Origin of the sequence: Williamsia sp. Leaf354 (assembly GCF_001424365.1) — a bacterium.
Lineage (GTDB): Bacteria > Actinomycetota > Actinomycetes > Mycobacteriales > Mycobacteriaceae > Williamsia_A.
On sequence record NZ_LMPL01000003.1, the window covers coordinates 108,124 to 126,774 of the forward strand.

The 18,651-nt window shown below is 68.2% G+C and carries 14 protein-coding genes and 1 pseudogene; 10 read left to right on the top strand and 5 right to left on the bottom strand.

Going from position 1 to position 18,651, the window contains the following annotated elements; translation table 11 throughout:
• Positions 1-11 precede the first annotated feature (11 nt).
• Positions 12-1,406 (top strand): xylulokinase, encoded by a 1,395-nt coding sequence (locus ASG12_RS12040; RefSeq protein ID WP_055789807.1) that lies wholly within the window; start codon positions 12-14, stop codon positions 1,404-1,406.
• A 22-nt stretch (positions 1,407-1,428) separates the two neighbouring features.
• Here the strand turns inward: ASG12_RS12040 and ASG12_RS12045 are convergent, their stop codons facing one another.
• On the bottom strand, positions 1,429-2,856 hold the full coding sequence (locus ASG12_RS12045; RefSeq protein ID WP_443089091.1) for a mannitol dehydrogenase family protein: 1,428 nt from the start codon (positions 2,854-2,856) through the stop codon (positions 1,429-1,431).
• Here ASG12_RS12045 and ASG12_RS22335 point away from each other — a divergent pair.
• A pseudogene (locus ASG12_RS22335) lies at positions 2,819-2,986 on the top strand (hypothetical protein); the annotation flags it as partial. The gene ASG12_RS12045 and the pseudogene ASG12_RS22335 overlap by 38 nt on opposite strands.
• On the opposite strand, the gene ASG12_RS12050 reads toward ASG12_RS22335, so the two are convergent.
• The gene (locus tag ASG12_RS12050) at positions 2,937-4,040 is read right to left on the bottom strand and encodes an NAD(P)-dependent alcohol dehydrogenase (protein ID WP_082501936.1); all 1,104 of its coding nucleotides are present in this window, start codon (positions 4,038-4,040) and stop codon (positions 2,937-2,939) included. The pseudogene ASG12_RS22335 and the gene ASG12_RS12050 sit on opposite strands and share 50 nt — an antisense overlap.
• 124 nt (positions 4,041-4,164) lie before the next feature.
• On the opposite strand from ASG12_RS12050, the gene ASG12_RS12055 reads away from it, so the two are divergent.
• From ASG12_RS12055 to ASG12_RS12085, 7 genes are all read left to right on the top strand, one after another.
• Entirely contained in the window at positions 4,165-5,184 is a 1,020-nt protein-coding gene (locus ASG12_RS12055; protein WP_055789815.1) for a sugar-binding transcriptional regulator, read from the top strand.
• 68 nt (positions 5,185-5,252) lie between these two features.
• Complete coding sequence (locus tag ASG12_RS12060) at positions 5,253-6,569, top strand: ABC transporter substrate-binding protein (protein ID WP_235456707.1); 1,317 nt, start codon at positions 5,253-5,255, stop codon at positions 6,567-6,569.
• A 3-nt stretch (positions 6,570-6,572) separates the two neighbouring features.
• Positions 6,573-7,526, top strand: coding sequence for a carbohydrate ABC transporter permease (locus tag ASG12_RS12065; protein ID WP_045823059.1), 954 nt, complete (start codon positions 6,573-6,575; stop codon positions 7,524-7,526).
• Positions 7,526-8,404 carry a carbohydrate ABC transporter permease gene (locus tag ASG12_RS12070; RefSeq protein ID WP_055789821.1) on the top strand — a complete coding sequence of 293 codons (879 nt, stop codon included), beginning with the start codon at positions 7,526-7,528 and terminating at the stop codon, positions 8,402-8,404. The genes ASG12_RS12065 and ASG12_RS12070 overlap by 1 nt, the downstream gene beginning before the upstream one ends.
• A 75-nt stretch (positions 8,405-8,479) precedes the next feature.
• On the top strand, positions 8,480-9,589 hold the full coding sequence (locus tag ASG12_RS12075; RefSeq protein WP_055789824.1) for an ABC transporter ATP-binding protein: 1,110 nt from the start codon (positions 8,480-8,482) through the stop codon (positions 9,587-9,589).
• A gap of 38 nt (positions 9,590-9,627) precedes the next feature.
• On the top strand, positions 9,628-11,403 hold the full coding sequence (treZ, locus tag ASG12_RS12080; protein WP_156378074.1) for a malto-oligosyltrehalose trehalohydrolase: 1,776 nt from the start codon (positions 9,628-9,630) through the stop codon (positions 11,401-11,403).
• Positions 11,404-11,461: 58 nt separating this feature from the next.
• Entirely contained in the window at positions 11,462-12,481 is a 1,020-nt protein-coding gene (locus ASG12_RS12085) for an LLM class flavin-dependent oxidoreductase (RefSeq protein WP_055790772.1), read from the top strand.
• A gap of 136 nt (positions 12,482-12,617) precedes the next feature.
• Here the strand turns inward: ASG12_RS12085 and ilvA are convergent, their stop codons facing one another.
• On the bottom strand, positions 12,618-13,973 hold the full coding sequence (gene ilvA, locus ASG12_RS12090) for a threonine ammonia-lyase IlvA (RefSeq protein WP_055789827.1): 1,356 nt from the start codon (positions 13,971-13,973) through the stop codon (positions 12,618-12,620).
• A gap of 37 nt (positions 13,974-14,010) precedes the next feature.
• A complete protein-coding gene (locus ASG12_RS12095) occupies positions 14,011-14,454 on the bottom strand; it encodes a nitroreductase family deazaflavin-dependent oxidoreductase (RefSeq protein ID WP_055789831.1) in 444 nt (147 codons plus the stop codon).
• Positions 14,455-14,682: 228 nt separating this feature from the next.
• Here ASG12_RS12095 and ASG12_RS12100 point away from each other — a divergent pair, with 228 nt between their 5' ends.
• The gene (locus tag ASG12_RS12100) at positions 14,683-14,931 is read left to right on the top strand and encodes a hypothetical protein (RefSeq protein WP_055789833.1); all 249 of its coding nucleotides are present in this window, start codon (positions 14,683-14,685) and stop codon (positions 14,929-14,931) included.
• Here ASG12_RS12100 and dnaE read toward each other — a convergent pair.
• Positions 14,921-18,475 (bottom strand): DNA polymerase III subunit alpha, encoded by a 3,555-nt coding sequence (dnaE, locus tag ASG12_RS12105; RefSeq protein WP_055789837.1) that lies wholly within the window; start codon positions 18,473-18,475, stop codon positions 14,921-14,923. The two genes, ASG12_RS12100 and dnaE, sit on opposite strands and share 11 nt — an antisense overlap.
• Between the last annotated feature and the right edge of the window lie 176 nt (positions 18,476-18,651).

Sequence of the window (18,651 nt, forward strand, 5' to 3'; positions counted from 1 at the left end):
GAGGAACCGCCGTGGGGCTCGTCGCCGGAATCGACTCGTCGACTCAATCGTGCAAGGTCGTCGTCCGCGACGCCGACGACGGAACCCTCATCCGGTCCGGGCGTGCCGATCACCCGGCCGGCACCGAGATCGATCCCCGCGAGTGGTTGCGGGCGATGGACGCCGCGATCGGCGCCGCCGGCGGTCTCGACGACGTCGACGCGGTCGCGGTCGGCGCACAACAACACGGCATGATCTGTCTCGACGAGACCGGGAACCCGGTCCGGGATGCGCTGCTGTGGAACGACACCCGCTCGGCGCCCGCCGCGAACGACCTCATCGACGAACTCGGTGGTGCCGCGGCCTGGGCCGAGCGCATCGGCGTGGTCCCGGTCGCGTCGATCACCGCGACCAAACTGCGGTGGCTCGCCGACAACGAGCCCCGGCACGCCGATGCGACCGCCGCGGTCTGCCTGCCCCACGACTGGCTGACGTGGCGACTGCGCGGGAGCACCGACATCGCCGACCTCACCACCGATCGCAGCGACGCCAGCGGCACCGGCTACTTCTCGGCCGTGAGCGGCGACTACGACCACGACCTGCTCTCGATGGCCCTGCGCGGTCGCACACCGATGCTCCCCGCGGTCCTGGGCCCGCACGACTCCCCCGGCGACACCCGCGGCGGGGCCCGCCTCGGCGCAGGCGCAGGCGACAACGCCTCGGCCGCACTGGCGTTGGACGCGCAACCCGGAGATGTCATCGTCTCGCTCGGCACATCGGGTGTCGTGTCGGCGGTGACCGACGTCGGCTCCCACGACGCGGACGGCTACGTGGCGGGATTCGCCGATGCGACCGGACGCCAACTGCCGTTGGTCTGCACTCTCAACGGGGCTCCGGTGCTGGCGTCGATCGCACGGATGCTCGGCGTCGACCTCGACACCTTCGCCGACCTCGCGCTCTCGGCGCAGCCGGGATCGGGTGGGGCGTCTCTCATCCCGTACTTCGAGGGCGAACGCTCGCCGAACCTCCCCGACGCGCGCGCGACCCTGGCCGGCCTCTCGGTCGCCAACTCCACCCCGGCGACCATCGCGCGCGCCGCCGTGGAGGGTCTGCTGTGTTCCCTCGCCGACGGCCTCGGTTTCATCGTCGCCCAGGGCGTCCGCGCCCAGCGCGTCATCCTCGTCGGCGGCGGGGTCCGTTCCCGCGCGGTCCGCGAGATCGCCCCGGCCGTCTTCGGCCTGCCGGTACTGGTACCCGAACCGGGTGAGTACGTCGCCGACGGCGCCGCACGCCAGGCCGCGTGGGCGCTGACCGGCGCCGACGCCCCACCGCGGTGGGCGCTGTCGACAACCGAGCGGTTCGAGGCCGAGCACGCCCCGGCCATCCTCGAGCAGTACCGCGCCGCGCAGGCGCAGACCTACCGGTGACCCACCGCCCGCCGGTGCGTCGCTACGAGTCCCCGAGCAGAGCGACCAGCGTGTCGCGGGCACCGCTCTCGCGCAGGCTCCGCAGCGCCCACGTGTAGGGCTCCATGAAGTCCGCGCGGTCGGCGAGATCGCCGAAGAGGTCGGTGACGCCGACGAAGGCGCGGGGATCGGTCCGACTGGCCTGCGCCAACGGCATCAGCACGTCCTTGCGCTGATCGACGATGTCGATGGGCTCGCCCTGCTCGTCGACCCCCTCGGCGTACCGGGTCCACGCCGCCACGACCGCGGCCGAGCACGCGACCGAGCCGCCGGCGTCGAGACGTTCGCCGATGACCGGCACCAGCCATTGCGGGATGCGGTCGGAGGACTCGGCACACAGCCGCGCGATGGTGTCGCCGATCGCGGGATTGGCGAATCGCTCGAGAAGGGTGTCGATGTAGTCGTCTAGGTCGACTCCCGGGACGGCGGCGAGCGTGGGGCGTCCCTCGTCCTGCATGTAGGTGCGCAGCAGTTTCTCCAGCAGCGGATCCCGAGCCGCCTCGTCGACCAGCCGATGGCCCAGGAGATGGCCGAAGTAGCACAGCGCCTGGTGGCCTGCGTTGAGCAACCGCAGCTTCATCAGTTCGTACGGCGCGACGTCGGCGACCATCTGCACACCGACCGCCTCGAACGCCGGCCGCCCTGCGGAGAACTCGTCCTCGAGAACCCACTGGGTGAACGGCTCGGCCACCACCGGCCACCGGTCGGCGATGCCGGTGCGCGCGGCGACCTCGTCGGCCAGTCCGGGAGGCGTGGCCGGGGTGATGCGGTCGACCATCGAGTTGGGGAACGCGGTGTGCAGGTCCATCCATTCGGCGAGTTCGGGATCGGCGGCGCCGGCGAAGGCGGTGAACACCCGGCGCGCCATGTGACCGTTGCCGGGGATGTTGTCACACGACATCACCGTGAACGACGCGATGCCGCGGGCGCGACGTCGCCGCAACGCCTCGGTGATCAGTCCGAACGTGGTGCGCGGGATCGCGTTCGGGACGAGATCGGCCGCGACGTCGGGTGCCGACAAGTCGAACTCACCGGTCGAGCTCGAGATGTTGTACCCACCCTCGGTGACGGTCAGCGAGACAATGCGTGTGGTCGGCGCCGCCATCGTCTCGATGACCTTCTCCGGGTCGTCCGGGGCGAAGAGGTAGTCCACGATCGACCCGATGACCGAGGTCTCGACGACGCCGTCGGGGTGTTTCAGCGTGAGCGTGTAGAGCCCGTCCTGCGGCGCGAGCGCATCGCGCATCCTCGCGTCGCCCGGGAGCACACCGACCCCGCAGATCGACCACGGCGGCGAGGGTGTCGCGGCGAGCAGACGATCGACGTACATCGCCTGATGGGCCCGGTGAAATCCTCCGACCCCGAAGTGGACGATGCCGCAGGGGTTCTCGTGCCGCGCGTATTGCGGCACCGTGACCGATGCGATCTCTCCGAGGTGCTCGTCATCGAGCGTGGTGACCGGCCCCGCCGATGCACCGTCGATCGTCTGCGTCATGACGCCATCTCCTCGTTCCGTTCCCCGTGTCCTGATGTCTGCTGATCCGATGCCCGCTGCGCTGTTGTCCCGTCTTCCGTCATGGCCCCTTCGCGGGCGAGACGCTGGGGGAAGACCACCGCCTTGATACTGCCCGCGACGCGGTCGGCGTCGAGGGCGTCGGCCACCTCGTCGAGCGCGAAACGCCCGGTGACCATGGCGTCGAGGTCGACCAGCCCCGCGGTCACCAGCGCGGTGGCGGTGGGCCAGGTGTTGGCGTAGCGGAAGACGCCGGTGAGGACGAGTTCGCGGTTCTGCACGATCGACACCGGGATCGTGAGGTCGGAGGCACCCATACCGACGAGGACGACCCGCCCGGCGGGGCGCACCGCGCCGATCCCCGCGATGATGGCCGACGGCGCACCGGAGGCGTCGACGAACGCGTCCACCGGCTCGAGGTCGGCGACCTCGTCCGGACCGACGGTGGTCGTCGCACCGAATCGTGTGGCGGTGTCGAGTCGGGCGGGATCGATGTCGGACACCACGATCCGGGTGGCCCCGTGCGCGCGCGCGACCTGCGCGCAGACCAATCCGATCGGACCCGCCCCGGCGATCAACACCGATCCGCCGACGGTGACGCCGGACTTGCGGATCGACGCGATCCCCACCGAGAGGGGTTCGAACAGTGCGGCGGCCACGTCTGTGACGGAGTCCGGCACCGGGTGGGCGAAGGCCGCACCGATGGTCGCGTACTGGGCGAGCGCACCGTCGATGGGCGGGGTCGCATAGAACTCCATGTGCGGACACAGGTGGTAGTCGCCGCGACGTGACTCCGCCGAATTCGGGTCGGGGCGTTGGGGTTCGATCGACACACGCTCGCCGATCCTCGACTCCGAGATCCCCTGTCCCACAGCGACGATCCGCCCGGACGCCTCATGGCCCAAGACCATCGGGGCCGTCACCACGTGGTCGCCGATACGGCCGTGGCGGTAGTAGTGCGCGTCGGAGCCGCAGACGCCGACCGCGGCGATCTCGACCAGGACGTCGCCGGGCCCCGGGGTCGGGACGGGCCGGGTCTCGGTCTCCACACGCCCGGTCTCGACCAGCACCGAGGCGGTCATCGTGTGGGGAAAATCCGGATTCGCCGGTGAAAGTGTTGTGTGCGTCACATTCCAGATGCTAGCGTACTGAACATATGAACCGCCAGTGAGCATTTGCTCACCCTCAGTGTGAAGGAGGTCACCGATGACCGCACCGCAGGCCCCGCGTCAGTTCCCGCAGTCGGGGAGCGCCGGGACCGAGACGGGCCAGGACGTGCGACTGCTGTTGCGCGCGGCCACGATGTACCACCTCGAGGGCGCCACCCAGGCCGAGATCGCCGCACGACTGGGGGTCTCGCGGCCCACCGCCGGACGCCTCGTGGCACGTGCCCGGGCCCAGGGTCTGGTCACGGTCACCGTCGCCGCGCCCGCCGGCGTGGGCGCATCGATCTATCCCGAGACCGAACGTGCCGTCGAGACGGCATTCGGCCTCGACGAGGTGTTCATCATGGACTCCCCCGCCGACGGGACGGCGTCGGGCGACGCCGCGCTCGGTCGCGCCGGATCGTCGGTGCTGGCCCGTCGCATCAACCCGACCGACACCCTCGGGTTCACGTGGGGTCCCGAACAGCTGGCCGTCGCCGACGGCCTGTCGAACCGGACCGCATCGTGTCGCCGCGTGGTGCAGATGGACGGTTCCATGACGTCGGTCGAGTACCACACCGGTGTCGATCAGGCTCTGTCCCGATTCGCCGAACAGCTCCGCGCACAACCGATGCGACTCATCGCACCGCTCTACGCCGACATCGACACCGTCGCGGCGATGCAGCGTGACTCGATCCTGTCGCAGCCGTTGCGGGCGGCCGAGAACGCCGACGTGATGCTCTTCGGCGTCGGATCGGTGTCGACCTCGACCACGCTGTTCGAGGGTGCGTTCATCGACGCGGCCGTGCTCGACGAACTGACCGATCTCGGCGCCGTCGGCGAGATCGGCGGCCGCTTCTACGACATCGACGGCATCCCCGTCGCGTCGTCGCTCGTGGGACGCACCGTGTCGGTGCCGCTGCCCTGCGTCCACGACTGCGCGACCACCATCCTCGTCTCCGGCGGAGCCCATCGCCAGGAGTCGATCCTCGGAGCACTGCGAGGCGGGTTCGCGACCATCCTGGTCACCGACCTCGACACCGCTCACTGGCTGCTCACAGAACAGAAAGGTCAACGGTGACTGAACAACTCACGACCAGGGGCGCCGGGCGCCGATGGTCCCGACGCCGCATGACGGCGGGTGTCGCCATGGCGGTGACCATAGGTCTCGCGGCCACCGGATGTGCGGGCGCGGGCTCGTTCACCGACGGTGGCGGCGAGTCGGTCACCATCGCCCTGGTCTCCAATTCGCAGATGACCGACGCCATCTCGCTGTCGGGCCAGTTCGAGAAGGACAACCCCGGGGTCAAGCTCAAGTTCGTCACCCTGTCGGAGAACCAGGCCCGCGCCAAGATCACCGCATCGGTGTCCACCGGCGGCGGCGAGTTCGACGTGGTGATGATCAGCAACTACGAGACCAAGCAGTGGGCCGAGAACGGGTGGTTGGTGAACCTCACGCCATATATGGACTCGGTGCCCGACTACGACGCGAACGACTTCATCCCCACCCTCAAGGACGCCCTGTCCTACAAGGGCGGGATGTACTCCGCACCGTTCTACGGCGAGTCCTCGTTCCTCATGTACAACAAGAAGATGTTCGCGCAGGCCGGCGTGAGCCTGCCCGCGAAGCCGACCTGGCCGCAGGTCGCCGAGGTCGCCGCGAAGCTCAACCGCGGCAACGTCTCCGGTATCTGTCTGCGCGGCAAGCCCGGGTGGGGCGAGGTGCTCGCACCGCTCGACACCGTCATCAACGCCTTCGGCGGTCGCTGGTACGACGAGAACTGGAACGCGCAGCTCACCAGCCCGCAGGTCACGGCGGCCGTGAAGTTCTACGTGGACACCGTCCGCAAGTACGGCGAGCCCGGCGCGGCATCATCGGGCTTCCAGGAATGCGGAAACCTGTTGTCCCAGGGCCAGACCGCCATGTGGTACGACGCGACGTCGGCCGTCTCGGTGCTGGAGAGCCCGGACACCTCCACCATCGCCGGCGATGTCGGCTACGCCCAGGCACCCAGTATGGCCAAGGGCAACAACGGCTGGCTCTACACCTGGTCGCTCGGCATCCCGTCGAGCAGCAAGAAAAAGGACGACGCCTGGAAGTTCATCAACTGGATGACGAACAAGAAGTACATCTCCTACGTCGCCGAGAAGCTCGGCGCCAGTCACGTCCCACCCGGCAGCCGACTCTCGACCTACCAGCTGCCTGCCTACAAGGCGGTGTCGACGGCCTACGCCGAGCCGACGCTGTCGGCCATGAAGGCGGCCGACCAGCTCAAGCCTGCGCTGGAGCCCGTGCCCTACACCGGGGTGCAGTTCCTCGCGATCCCGGAGTTCCAGGATCTCGGAACGCGCGTGAGCCAACAGATCTCGGCTGCCATCGCGGGACAGATCAGCGTCACCGACGCCTTGAAACAGTCACAGACCTACGCCGAGACCGTCGGCAAGACCTACCAGAAGGAGAGGTGACCCATGGCCACCGCACTCGTCGAACCGGCTCAGGCACCGCGCGACTCCGCGCCGTTGACCTCCGGTAGAGATCACATCAGTCGCGCCGAGGGGTGGCGACGGAGGGGACCGCTGCTCCCGGCGCTCATCTTCATGGTGATCGTCACCCAGATCCCGTTCGTGGTGACGCTGTACTACTCCACGCAGTCCTGGAACCTGGTCCGCCCCGGTTCACGGGAGTTCAACTGGCTCAACAACTACGTCCAGGTCTTCCGCGACACCCAGTTCTGGACGGTCACCCTCAACACGGTCCTGCTCATCGTCGGGACGGTGATCATCTCGGTCGTGTTCGGGCTGATCTTCGCGCTCCTGCTCGACCGGAAGTTCATCGGCCGCAGCATCGTCCGCACCCTGCTGATCACCCCGTTCCTGGTGACGCCCGTCGCGTCGGCGCTGCTGTTCAAGACGAGCCTGCTCTCCCCCACCAGCGGCCTGTTGAACTACGCGCTGAGCCCGTTCGGCGTGAAGACCGACTGGCTCAGCGAGTACCCCCTCGCGAGCGTGATGGGTGAACTCGTCTGGCAGTGGACGCCGTTCATGATGCTGCTGATCCTGGCCGGCCTGCAGTCGATGCCGAAGGACATCGCCGAGGCCGCGAAGGTCGACGGGGCCACCAGCTTCCGCCTGTTCCGTGAGCTGACGTTGCCGCACCTACGTCGGTTCATCGAGCTCGGCACCGTGCTCGGCGCCATCTATCTCGTCAACACCTTCGACGCCGTCTACATGATGACGTCGGGTGGACCGGGTGTCGCGAGCTCGAACCTGCCGTTCTACATCTACCAGCGCGCGTTCCTGGGCTTCGACATCGGTCAGGCGGCCGCCATGGGCGTCGTCACCGTCGTCGGCACGATGGTCGTCGCGACGCTGGCCCTTCGCCTTCTGTTCAAGAGCTTCAGCGTCACCGAGGAGTCGGTCTGATGGCCACCACCGCACCCACCCGTCCCGCCACCACCGCCGCGACGCCGGCCCCGGTGATCCGCCGCAAGCGCAACCCGAGGGGCGGACTGCTCACCGCGTTCACCTGGATCCTGGCGATCGGGTTCTTCTTCCCCGTGCTGTGGATGGTGCTCACCGCGTTCAAGAAGGAGAGTGACGCGAACACCAATCCGCCGACCTTCTTCTTCACCCCGACGCTCGACCAGTTCCGCAACGTCTTCGACGCCGGAATCGGCACGCCGCTGCTCAATTCGGTGTTCGCCACGGTGGCGTCGACGATCCTGGTGTTGCTGCTCGGCGTTCCCGCGGCGTTCGCGTTGTCGCTGCGGCCGGTCCGCAAGACCTCCGACGCCCTGTTCTTCTTCCTCAGCACCAAGATGCTGCCGATCGTGGCGGCGATCATCCCGCTGTACGTGATCGTCGGCAAGATCGGGATGCTCGACAACATCTGGACGCTGGTCATCCTGTACACGGCGATGAACCTGCCGATCGCGGTGTGGATGATGCGGTCGTTCTTCATGGAGGTCCCCAAGGAGCTGCTGGAGGCCGCGAGCATCGACGGCGCGAGCCTGTGGACCTCTGTCCGCGAGGTCATCCTCCCGCTGATCTCCCCCGGGATCGCCGCCACGGCACTGATCTGCGTCATCTTCTCGTGGAACGAGTTCTTCTTCGCGGTCAACATGACCGCGGTGAACGCGCAGACCATGCCGGTCTTCCTCACCGGGTTCATGTCCGGGCAGGGACTGTTCTGGGCGCAGCTCTCGGCCGCATCGGTGTTGGCCGCGTTGCCGGTCGTAATCTGCGGCTGGATCGCGCAGAACAAGCTCGTCCGCGGTCTGTCCTTCGGCGCGATCAAGTGACCCCTGCCATCAGATGAGCGCTGCCACCACGTAAACCCCCGACCCACACTTCCTTCCGAATCACAGGAGAAACCCATGGCTTCCATCACCTACGACAAGGCGTGCTGCGTCTACCCCGGCGCCGACAAGCTCGCGGTCGACTCGCTCGATCTCGACATCGCCGACGGTGAGTTCGTCGTCCTCGTCGGCCCGTCCGGCTCCGGCAAGTCGACCGCCCTGCGCATGCTCGCCGGCCTCGAGGAGATCGACAGCGGTGCGATCACCATCGGCGGCTCGAACATGGTCGGCGTCGCACCCAAGGATCGCGACATCGCGATGGTCTTCCAGAACTACGCGCTGTACCCCAACAAGACCGTCGGCGAGAACATGGGCTTCGCGCTGAAGATGCGCGGGATCGGCGTCGAGGAACGCAAGCAGAAGGTCGCCGAGGCCGCCAAGCTGCTCGACCTCACCGACTACCTCGACCGCAAGCCGGGCAAGCTCTCCGGCGGCCAGCGTCAGCGCGTCGCCATGGGGCGCGCCATCGTCCGCGACCCGCAGGTGTTCTGCATGGACGAGCCGTTGAGCAACCTCGACGCCAAGCTCCGCGTGCAGACCCGCACCCAGATCGCCGCCCTGCAGCGTCGCCTCGGCACCACCACCGTCTACGTCACCCACGATCAGGTGGAGGCCATGACGATGGGCGACCGCGTCGCGGTGCTCCGCGACGGCAAGCTGCAGCAGTTCAGTTCGCCCACCGAGCTGTACGACCGACCCGTGAACGCGTTCGTGGCCGGGTTCATCGGCTCCCCCGCCATGAACCTGTTCACCGCGCCGCTCACCGACGACGGCGTCTCGATCGGCGGCGCCACCGTGGCCGTCCCCCGCACCGCTCTCGCCGAGATCGGTCGCCAAGGCCTCGACTCGGCCATCGTCGGCGTGCGCCCCGAGGCGTTCACCCTCGGCGACTCCGGCGAGGGCGTACCGGCCACGGTGAGCCTGCTGGAGGAACTGGGCAGCGAGACCTACGTGTACGCGACCGTCGACGATCCCGCCGTGCGCACCGTCGACGGCGGCGAGGTCACCCTCGTCTCGCGCACCGCGGTGCGTGGTCCGGCCAAGATCGGTGAACAGATCCGGCTGCGACAAACCGAACCCACCGTGCACCTGTTCCACCCGACCACCGGCGAGCGCCTCGGCGACTGAACCGCACCCCGGGCACCCGGGGCGGCTACGGTCGAGACGTGGCACAGCAGCAGACGTACGAGGTGTGGGCACCGGACGCGACGAGTGTGTCGGTGGTGATCGACGACGGCGACCCCGTCGCGATGCAGGCCGACGGTTCGTGGTGGCGGACATCAACGGCACCAACGGGTCCCGGCCGGTACGGGTTCGTGATCGACGGTGACAAGGACAACGGCGCCGACCAGGACGGCGGGGCGGGCGGGGACGTGCTCCCCGACCCCCGCTCACCCCGCCTGCCCGACGGCGTCCACGGCCTGTCCGCGCCGTTCACCGTCGACGACGACCTGTGGGCCGACGGGGAGTGGCAGGGTCGCGCCATCGCCGGCGCGGTGATCTACGAGCTGCACATCGGCACCTTCACCCCCGACGGAACCTTCGACTCGGCCGTCGAACGGCTCGACCACCTCGTCGATCTGGGCGTCGGGTTCGTCGAGGTGATGCCCGTCAACGGGTTCAACGGCACGCACAACTGGGGCTACGACGGCGTCGCGTGGTACGCCGTCCACGAGATCTACGGCGGGCCCGCAGGATTCGCACGGTTCGTGGACGCCTGCCACACCCGCGGTCTCGGGGTGGTGCTCGACGTGGTCTACAACCACCTCGGGCCGTCGGGCAACTACCTCCCCCGCTTCGGTCCGTACCTCACCGACGGCGCCAACACATGGGGTCAGTCACTCAACCTCGACCAGGCACAGTCGGACCCGGTACGGGAGTACATCCTCGACAACGCGCTGCGCTGGTTGCGCGTATTCCATGTCGACGCACTGCGATTGGACGCCGTTCACGCCCTGGTGGACCACACCGCCATCCACCTGCTCGAGGAACTCGCCGTCCGCACCGACGCGCTGGCGGCAGAACTCGGGCGTCCGCTGTCGCTGATCGCCGAGAGCGACCTGAACGACCCACGACTGATCACCGACCGCGGCCTCGGCGGCTACGGCCTCGCCGCCCAGTGGGACGACGACGTGCACCACGCGATCCACACCACGGTCTCGGGCGAACGGCAGGGCTACTACGGCGATTTCGGGAGCTACGAATGCCTCGCCACCGTTCTCACCGGGGGTTTCTTCCACGCGGCGACGTACTCCTCGTTCCGCCGGCGTCGCCACGGTCGCCCCATCGACCCCGCGGTGGTGCCATCGACGTCGCTCGTGGTCTACACGTGCAACCACGACCAGATCGGCAACCGCGCCATCGGTGACCGGCCCACCGCCTATCTGACCCCGGGGCAACTCGCCATCAAGGCGGCTCTGGTGCTGACCTCGGCGTTCACCCCCATGCTGTTCATGGGCGAGGAGTGGGGCGCGAGCACGCCGTTCCAGTTCTTCACCTCCCATCCCGAACCCGAGCTGGGGGAGGCCACCGCGACCGGCCGCATCAAGGAGTTCGCCGACCACGGATGGGACGCCGAGGAGATCCCCGATCCACAGGATCCGGCGACGTTCACCCGGTCGAAGCTCGACTGGTCCGAACCCGAGGAGCCGGCGCACCGACGCGTCCTCGAGTTCTACCGGTCGCTCATCGCGCTCCGCGCCGGCTCCCCGGACATCGCCGCGAACTCCCTGACCTCGGTGGAGGTCGAGTTCGACGCCGACGCGGGCTGGTTCGCCATGCACCGGGGAGAGCTGTCGACCGTCGTCGTGCTCTCCCCTGCCGACACCGTCGTGCCGATCGCGCTCGAACCGGTGCTGCTCTGGGACCCCGTCACCACCACCGACACCGGCCTCACCTCGACCGGCCACAACGTCGTCATCGGTCGGCGGATCGACGCGTAGACGGTTCGACGGGCAGACGGGGCGAAATACCGGCATGACCGTGGGTGTTGCACCCACCATGAGCGTTCCCTATTCCGTCCTGGACATCGCACCCGTCGTCGAGGGCACCACCGTCGGTCAGGCCCTCCAGAACGCCGTCGCCCTTGCGGTCGCCGCCGAGGGGTGGGGCTATCGACGGTTCTGGCTCGCCGAGCACCACAACATGCCCGGCATCGCCAGCTCCAGTCCCGCCATCGTGATCGGGCAGGTCGCGCGAGCCACCCGGACGCTCCGTGTCGGATCGGGCGGCATCATGCTGCCCAACCACGCGCCGCTGGTGATCGCCGAGCAGTTCGGCACCCTCGACGCCCTGTTCCCCGGTCGGATCGACCTCGGGATCGGCCGTGCACCGGGCACCGATCAGGTCACCGCCCACGCACTGCGCCGCGCCCCCGGTGCGCTCTCGGCCGACGACTTCCCCCAGGAGCTCGCACAGCTCCGGGCGTTCCTCGCCGGCGCGTTCCCCGAGGAGCACCCGTACTCGGCCATCACCGCCGTCCCCGGTGAGGGCGCGTCGCCGGACATGTGGTTGCTCGGGTCGTCCACGTACAGCGCCCAGCTGGCGGGGCTGCTCGGTCTGCCGTTCGCGTTCGCCCGTCACTTCGCGCCGCGTGAGACCTTCGCGGCGTTGGCCACCTACCGCGACAACTTCCGGCCGAGCGCCGTCCTCGACGCCCCGTACGCGATGGTCACCGCGACCGTCGTCGCGGCGTCCGACGACGAGACCGCCCGTTACCACGCCGGTCCGCAGCGCCTGGCGATGGCACGGTTGCGCAGCGGAACCGCCGGTCGCTACCCGACGGCGGAGCAGGCCGCGGCCACGCCGCTGACCCCGATGCAGGAATCGGCTGTCGCGGAGACGAGTTCGGCCTGGATCGTCGGCGGCCGCGACCACGTGGCGAACGAGCTGCGGAGTCTGGTCGACTCCACCGGAGCCGACGAGATCATGATCAGCTCGACCCTGGCCGACTTCGATGCCCGCCTCGAGTCGCACCGCATCGTCGCCGACATCCTCACTTCACTGGTGCCCGCCGCCTGAGGATCCGGCATGCGGGTGTCACCCACCACAGTCAGCGATGTTTACCGCTCAGCGGGAAACATCGCTGACCAACTCGTCGACTCTCGGTTCCGGTGAAGCAGATCCGAGGCGCACGCCTGAGCCGCAGTCCGATCGCTCAGGTGAGGTAGCGGTAGGCCGGTGACCCGGGTACCAGGCGCTCGGCCGTCAGGCGCGAGTCCGTCATGCGGTCGAGCAGTGACGACAGTCCGTCGGCCGAGTTCAGCTGCACACCGACGAGCGCGGCACCGGTCTCGCGGTTGTTGCGCTTCACGTACTCGAACAGGGTGATGTCGTCGTCGGGACCGAGGACCTCGTCGAGGAAGCCGCGCAAGGCTCCGGGCTCCTGCGGGAAGTCGACGAGGAAATAGTGCTTGAGGCCTCGGTGGACGAGCGAACGCTCGATGATCTCGCCGTAGCGGGAGACGTCGTTGTTGCCGCCGGAGAGCAGCGACACCACCGTCGTCCCGGGTGCGAAGCGCAGACCGTCGAGACCCGCGACCGCCAGCGCCCCGGCCGGCTCGGCGATGATGCCGTCGTCCTGGTAGAGCTCCAGCATCACCGAACACAACGCACCCTCGTCGACGTGGACGATGTGGGCGCTACCCGGGCTCAGGTTCCGGCGGGACGGTGAGATGGTCAGTGCAGCAGGGAGATCGGGGTGATCGGCGACCGTCGGGGACAACGGTGACAGCACACGATGCGCGAGGTCACCGACGCGCTTGACCGCCGCACCGTCCACGAACGGGTCGATCACGTCGAGGGTCACCGGACCGCCGTGTACGAGGGCCGCGGCCAGTGACGCCGCGCCCGTCGGCTCGACACCGACGAGCACGACGTCGGGATCGAGGGCCCGGAGATAGGTCGCCATCCCGGCCAGACATCCGCCGCCGCCGACGGGCGCGAGCACGACATCGGGCACACGGCCGAGTTGCTCGACGATCTCGAGCGCGATGGTGCCCTGTCCGGCGGCGGTGCGGACGTCGTCGAACGCGTGGATCCAGGTGGCGCCGGAGGTCATGACATCGGCCTGCGCCGCCGCGGCGGCCGCGTCGTAGGTGTCGCCGACGGGGATCAACTCGATGAAATCACCGCCGTGCCACAGGATCCGGTCACGCTTCTGCTTCGGGGTGGTGGTGGGTACGTAGATGCGTCCCCGCACCCCCATCGACTTGCAGGCGTAGGCGACGCCCTGCGCATGGTTGCCCGCGCTCGCCGCGACGACACCGGCCGCCAACTCCTCGGCGGTCAACAATCCCATCGTGTTGTACGCGCCGCGGATCTTGTACGACCGCACCGACTGCAGGTCCTCGCGCTTGAGGTACACCTGCGCGCCGGTCGCCGCCGACAGGCGTGCGTTGGCCTGCAACGGCGTGCGGTCGACCACCGCCTTCGCGCGGTCGGCGGCAGCACGGATCGACTCGACGTCCAGGGTCGGTGCGGACGGGGTGACGAGGCGCGGCGGACTGCTCACGCTCTCATCGTCTCACCATCTGCGCCGATCACGGCGATCAGCTCCCGGGTGTGGCCTCGAGGACGAACACCGGGATCTGGCGGTCGGTCTTCTCCTGGTACTCCGCATACGGCGGGTAGGCCTCGACCGCGCGGTCCCACCAGATCTGCTTCTCGCCACCGAACACCTCCCGGGCCACCATGTCCTGGACGAGTTCCCCGTCGCGGAGTTCGACGTGCGGGTTGGCGGCGATGTTGTGGTACCAGACGGGATGCTTGGGTGCGCCGCCGAGGGAGGCGACCGCGGCGTAGGCGCCCTCGTGCTCGACCCGCATGAGCGGGGTCTTGCGGAGCTTCCCGGTCTTGTTGCCGACGGTGGTGAGCAGGATGACGGGCATGCCGTTCATCTCGGTGGCCTCGGTGCCGTTCGAGTTCTCGATCTTCTCGGCCTGTTCGCGGGCCCAGTCGCTGGTACTCGGGGCGTATTCACCTTCGAGCGGCATGGCGGATCTCCTCTTGTCGGTCGTGTCGACGTGCGGTCGAGCACCATCGACTCTAGCGAAACACCGACCGCGGCGAGGGTGTCCGCACAACCGATCCTGAGCTGCGGCGACACGCGGATATCACCCGGTTTCGGTCACCCGAAAACTTTTGCTGGCGATGGCAGTAGACTGGTGTTCGCACACCCCGACAGAAGCCCGTCGTGCTTCGCACCAGGAGGTCAGCCGCCCATGACGACGATCAGCGTGAACACCGCACCCGCTCACTCCGGGCGGACCGCGGCGCCCACCGTCTCGATCGCCGGTGTCGCATGGCCGCGACACAAGGTGGCCGCGGTGCTCACCGCCCTCGTGGTCGCCGTCGTCGTCGGCGTGCTCACCGGCTCCGGCGAGGTCACCGCGTGGGCCGTGACCATCGCCGCCACCGCGGTCTGGTGGACCGGCCGCCTCGGTGCGACCCGCCGCGCGACTACCCGCTGAGGCAGGTCGGCCCGAGAAGCGCCTTCAGGTCGCCCATCAGGGCCGAACTCGGGGTCACCCGGAGGTTGTCGTCGAGTCGCAGGGTGGTCGCCGACTCGCCGCTGATGAGCCGCACGTGGACATCCGATGTCCCCGGATGACGGATCAGGACCTGCTTGAGGGCACTCACCCGGTCCTGCGTACACAGTCGCGTCGACATCGTCAGGGCGAGCGGGCGCGCCTCCCCCACGTGTGAGAGGTCGGGCACCGCCAGATCGTTGGCGCTGATCATCATGTTGTCGTCGTCGCGGATGTTGACCCGGGCCTTGATGAGCACCACCGCATCGGCCACGATGTCCATCCCGTAGGCCTGGAACGCGCGAGGGAAGAAGTACACCTCCACACCACCGACGAGATCCTCGAGGGTGACCACCGCGTACGGCTCGCCCTTCTTGTTGACCCGTCGGGTCACCGCGGAGATGATGCCGCCGATGACGATCTGCGCGCCGTCGGAGACGTTCTTCTCCAGCAGGCTGGTCAGCGAGGTATCGGTCTGCGCCGAGATGACGTGCTCGATACCGCCGAGCGGATGCCCGGACACGTAGAGCCCCAACATCTCCCGTTCGAGCGCGAGCTTGTGCTTGGTGTCCCACTCCTCGTCGGGCACCCGGACGGCGAAGACGTCGTCGATCACCGCACCGGCGTCGTCGGCACCGCCGGCGTCACCGAACAGGTCGAACTGGCCGACGGCCTCGGCCTTCTTCGTGCCCAGCACCGCGTCGACGGCGTCGACATGCACCAGGAACAGTCCCTTGCGGGGGTGGCCCAGCGAGTCGAAAGCACCTGCCTTGATGAGGGATTCGGTGACCTTCTTGCTGCAGGCGGTGACGTCGATCTTGCCGAGGTAGTCCGAGAAGCTGTGGAACTTCCCCTTCTCCTCACGCGCGGCGAGGATCGCGGTGACCACGTTCGTCCCCACGTTGCGCACCGCGACCAGGCCGAAGCGGATGTCCTCACCGACGGCGGCGAAGTAGCGCTGCGACTCGTTGACGTCGGGCGGGAGGACCGTGATGCCCAGCTTGCGGCAGTCGGCCAGGTAGATCGCGGCCTTGTCCTTGTCGTCGCCGACCGAGGTGAGCAGTCCCGCCATGAACTCGGCCGGGAAGTTGGCCTTGAGATACGCCGTCCAGTACGACACCAGCCCATAGGCGGCCGCGTGCGACTTGTTGAACGCGTAGCCGGCGAACGGGAGGATCGTGTCCCACAGCGCCTTGATGGCCGCCTTGGAGAACCCGTTGGCGACCATGCCCGCCTCGAACCCCTCGAACTCCTGGGCCAGCACCGACGCCTTCTTCTTGCCCATCGCGCGACGCAGGATGTCGGCTCGACCCAGTGAGTACCCGGCCACCTTCTGAGCGATCTGCATGATCTGCTCCTGGTAGACGATGAGGCCGTAGGTGTCGCCGAGGATGTCCTTGAGCGGTTCGGCCAGCTCGGGGTGGATCGGCTTGACGTCCTGGCGACCGTTCTTGCGGTCGGCATAGTCGTTGTGGGCGTTCATGCCCATGGGGCCTGGCCGGTAGAGGGCGCCGACGGCGACGATGTCCTCGAAGGTGGTGGGCTGCATGCGTTTGAGCAGTTCACGCATCGGCCCACCGTCGAGCTGGAACACGCCGAGGGTCTGCCCGCGCGCCATCAACTCGTAGGTCGTGGTGTCGTCGAGGGGCAGCGTGTCCATGTCGATCTCGATGCCGCGGTTGGTGGTGATGTTCTCGAGCGCGTCGTTGATGACCGTCAGGTTGCGCAGCCCGAGGAAGTCCATCTTGAGCAGCCCGATGGCCTCACACGACGGGTAGTCCCAGCCGGTGATGATGGCGCCGTCCTGGGCACGTTTCCACACCGGGATCGCCTCGGTGAGCGGCTCCGAGGACATGATCACCGCGCAGGCGTGCACGCCGGCGTTGCGGATCAGTCCCTCGAGACCCAGTGCGGTGTCGTAGATCTTCTTGACGTCGGGGTCGGTCTCGATGAGCGCACGGACCTCCGAGGCCTCGCCGTAGCGATCGTGGTCGGGGTCGGTGATCCCGGCGACCGAGATGTCCTTGGCCATGATGGGCGGCGGCAGCGCCTTGGTGATGCGGTCGGCGATGGCGTAGCCGGGCTGACCGAACTGCACCCGCGCCGAGTCCTTGATCGCGGCCTTGGTCTTGATGGTGCCGAAGGTGATGACCTGGGCGACCTTGTCACTGCCCCAGCGCTCGGTGGCGTAGCGGACCATGTCCCCGCGGCGGCGGTCGTCGAAGTCGATGTCGATGTCGGGCATCGACACACGCTCGGGGTTGAGGAACCGCTCGAAGAGCAGACCGTGCGGGATGGGGTCGATGTTGGTGATGCCCAGCGCCCATGCGACGAGCGATCCGGCGGCGCTGCCGCGGCCGGGGCCGACGCGGATCCCGACCTCGTGGGCGTGCCGGATGAGGTCGCCGACGACGAGGAAGTAGGCCGGGAAGCCCATCTGGATGATGACGTCGAGTTCGTAGTTGGCGCGGTCGGTGTAGTGCTGCGGCACGGGTGCGTCGGGGAAACGCCGGGCCAACCCCGCGGTGACCTCCTTGCGCAGGAACGTCTCCTGGGTGTCACCCTCGGGCACCGGGAAGATGGGCATCCGGTCGCGTGGGGTGAACACCTCGGCGTAACTCTGGACCCGCTCGCCGATCTCGACGGTGTTGTCGCAGGCGCCGGGCACCACGTCGTCCCACTGCTCGCGCATCTCCGCGGCCGACTTCAGGTAGTACCCGTCGCCGTCGAACTTGAAGCGCGTCGGATCCGACAGCGTCTTGCCGGTCTGGATGCACAGCAGCGCCTCGTGGGTCACCGCGTGACCCTTGGTGACGTAGTGGCAGTCGTTGGTGACGATCGGCTTGATGCCGAGCTGCCTGCCGATCTCGAGCAGACCGTCGCGGACGCGTCGCTCGATCTCGAGGCCGTGCTCCATCAACTCGAGGTAGAAGTTCTCCTTGCCGAAGATGTCCTGCCACTTCGCCGCGGCCTCGAGGGCCTCGCGCTGATGGCCCAGCCGCAGCCGGGTCTGGACCTCACCCGACGGGCAGCCGGTGGTGGCGATGATCCCCTCGGCGTGGGCGGCGATGAGTTCGGCGTCCATGCGGGCCCACTTGCCGAGCTGTCCCTCGATCGACGCGAGCGAGCTCAGGGTGAACAGGTTGCGCAGGCCGGTCGCGTTCTCGGCGACCATCGTCATGTGGGTGTAGGCGCCGCTACCGGAGACGTCGTCGCTCTTCTGGTCGCGATCGCCCCACAGGACGCGTTTGGTGTCGAAGCGCGAGGCGGGGGCGATGTAGGCCTCGATGCCGATGATCGGCGTGATGTCGTGATCGGAGGCGACGTTGTAGAACTCGCTGGCGCCGAACATGTTCCCGTGGTCGGTCATGCCGATGGCGGTCATCCCGAGACGCTTGGCCTCGGCGAACATGGGCGCCACCTTCGCGGCCCCGTCGAGCATGGAGTACTCGGTGTGGTTGTGCAGATGGACGAACGAATCCGACACGTGGAATACCTCTCGACGAACGCTGCGGGGTCCCCGCCGATGCACTGCCGCGCGCGGTCCGATGGCCGGCTGCGACGTGTCGTCCAGTTTAGGTGCGGGCACCCACAAGACCGGTGAGCCACACAGTGCGGGCGCCCACCGGTCGTGTGCACACCGCCGACACACCGCGACACGCC

Excerpts from the sequence above, each read along its gene's own strand:
- ASG12_RS12055 (WP_055789815.1), top strand. The coding sequence starts at position 4,165 with ATGACCGCACCGCAGGCCCCGCGTCAGTTCCCGCAGTCGGGGAGCGCC.
- ASG12_RS12050 (WP_082501936.1), bottom strand. The coding sequence starts at position 4,040 with ATGACCGCCTCGGTGCTGGTCGAGACCGGGCGTGTGGAGACCGAGACC.
- ASG12_RS12095 (WP_055789831.1), bottom strand. The coding sequence starts at position 14,454 with ATGCCGCTCGAAGGTGAATACGCCCCGAGTACCAGCGACTGGGCCCGC.
- ASG12_RS12070 (WP_055789821.1), top strand. The coding sequence starts at position 7,526 with ATGGCCACCACCGCACCCACCCGTCCCGCCACCACCGCCGCGACGCCG.
- ASG12_RS12075 (WP_055789824.1), top strand. The coding sequence starts at position 8,480 with ATGGCTTCCATCACCTACGACAAGGCGTGCTGCGTCTACCCCGGCGCC.
- ASG12_RS12085 (WP_055790772.1), top strand. The coding sequence starts at position 11,462 with ATGAGCGTTCCCTATTCCGTCCTGGACATCGCACCCGTCGTCGAGGGC.
- ASG12_RS12100 (WP_055789833.1), top strand. The coding sequence starts at position 14,683 with ATGACGACGATCAGCGTGAACACCGCACCCGCTCACTCCGGGCGGACC.
- ASG12_RS12060 (WP_235456707.1), top strand. The coding sequence starts at position 5,253 with ATGGCGGTGACCATAGGTCTCGCGGCCACCGGATGTGCGGGCGCGGGC.
- ASG12_RS12065 (WP_045823059.1), top strand. The coding sequence starts at position 6,573 with ATGGCCACCGCACTCGTCGAACCGGCTCAGGCACCGCGCGACTCCGCG.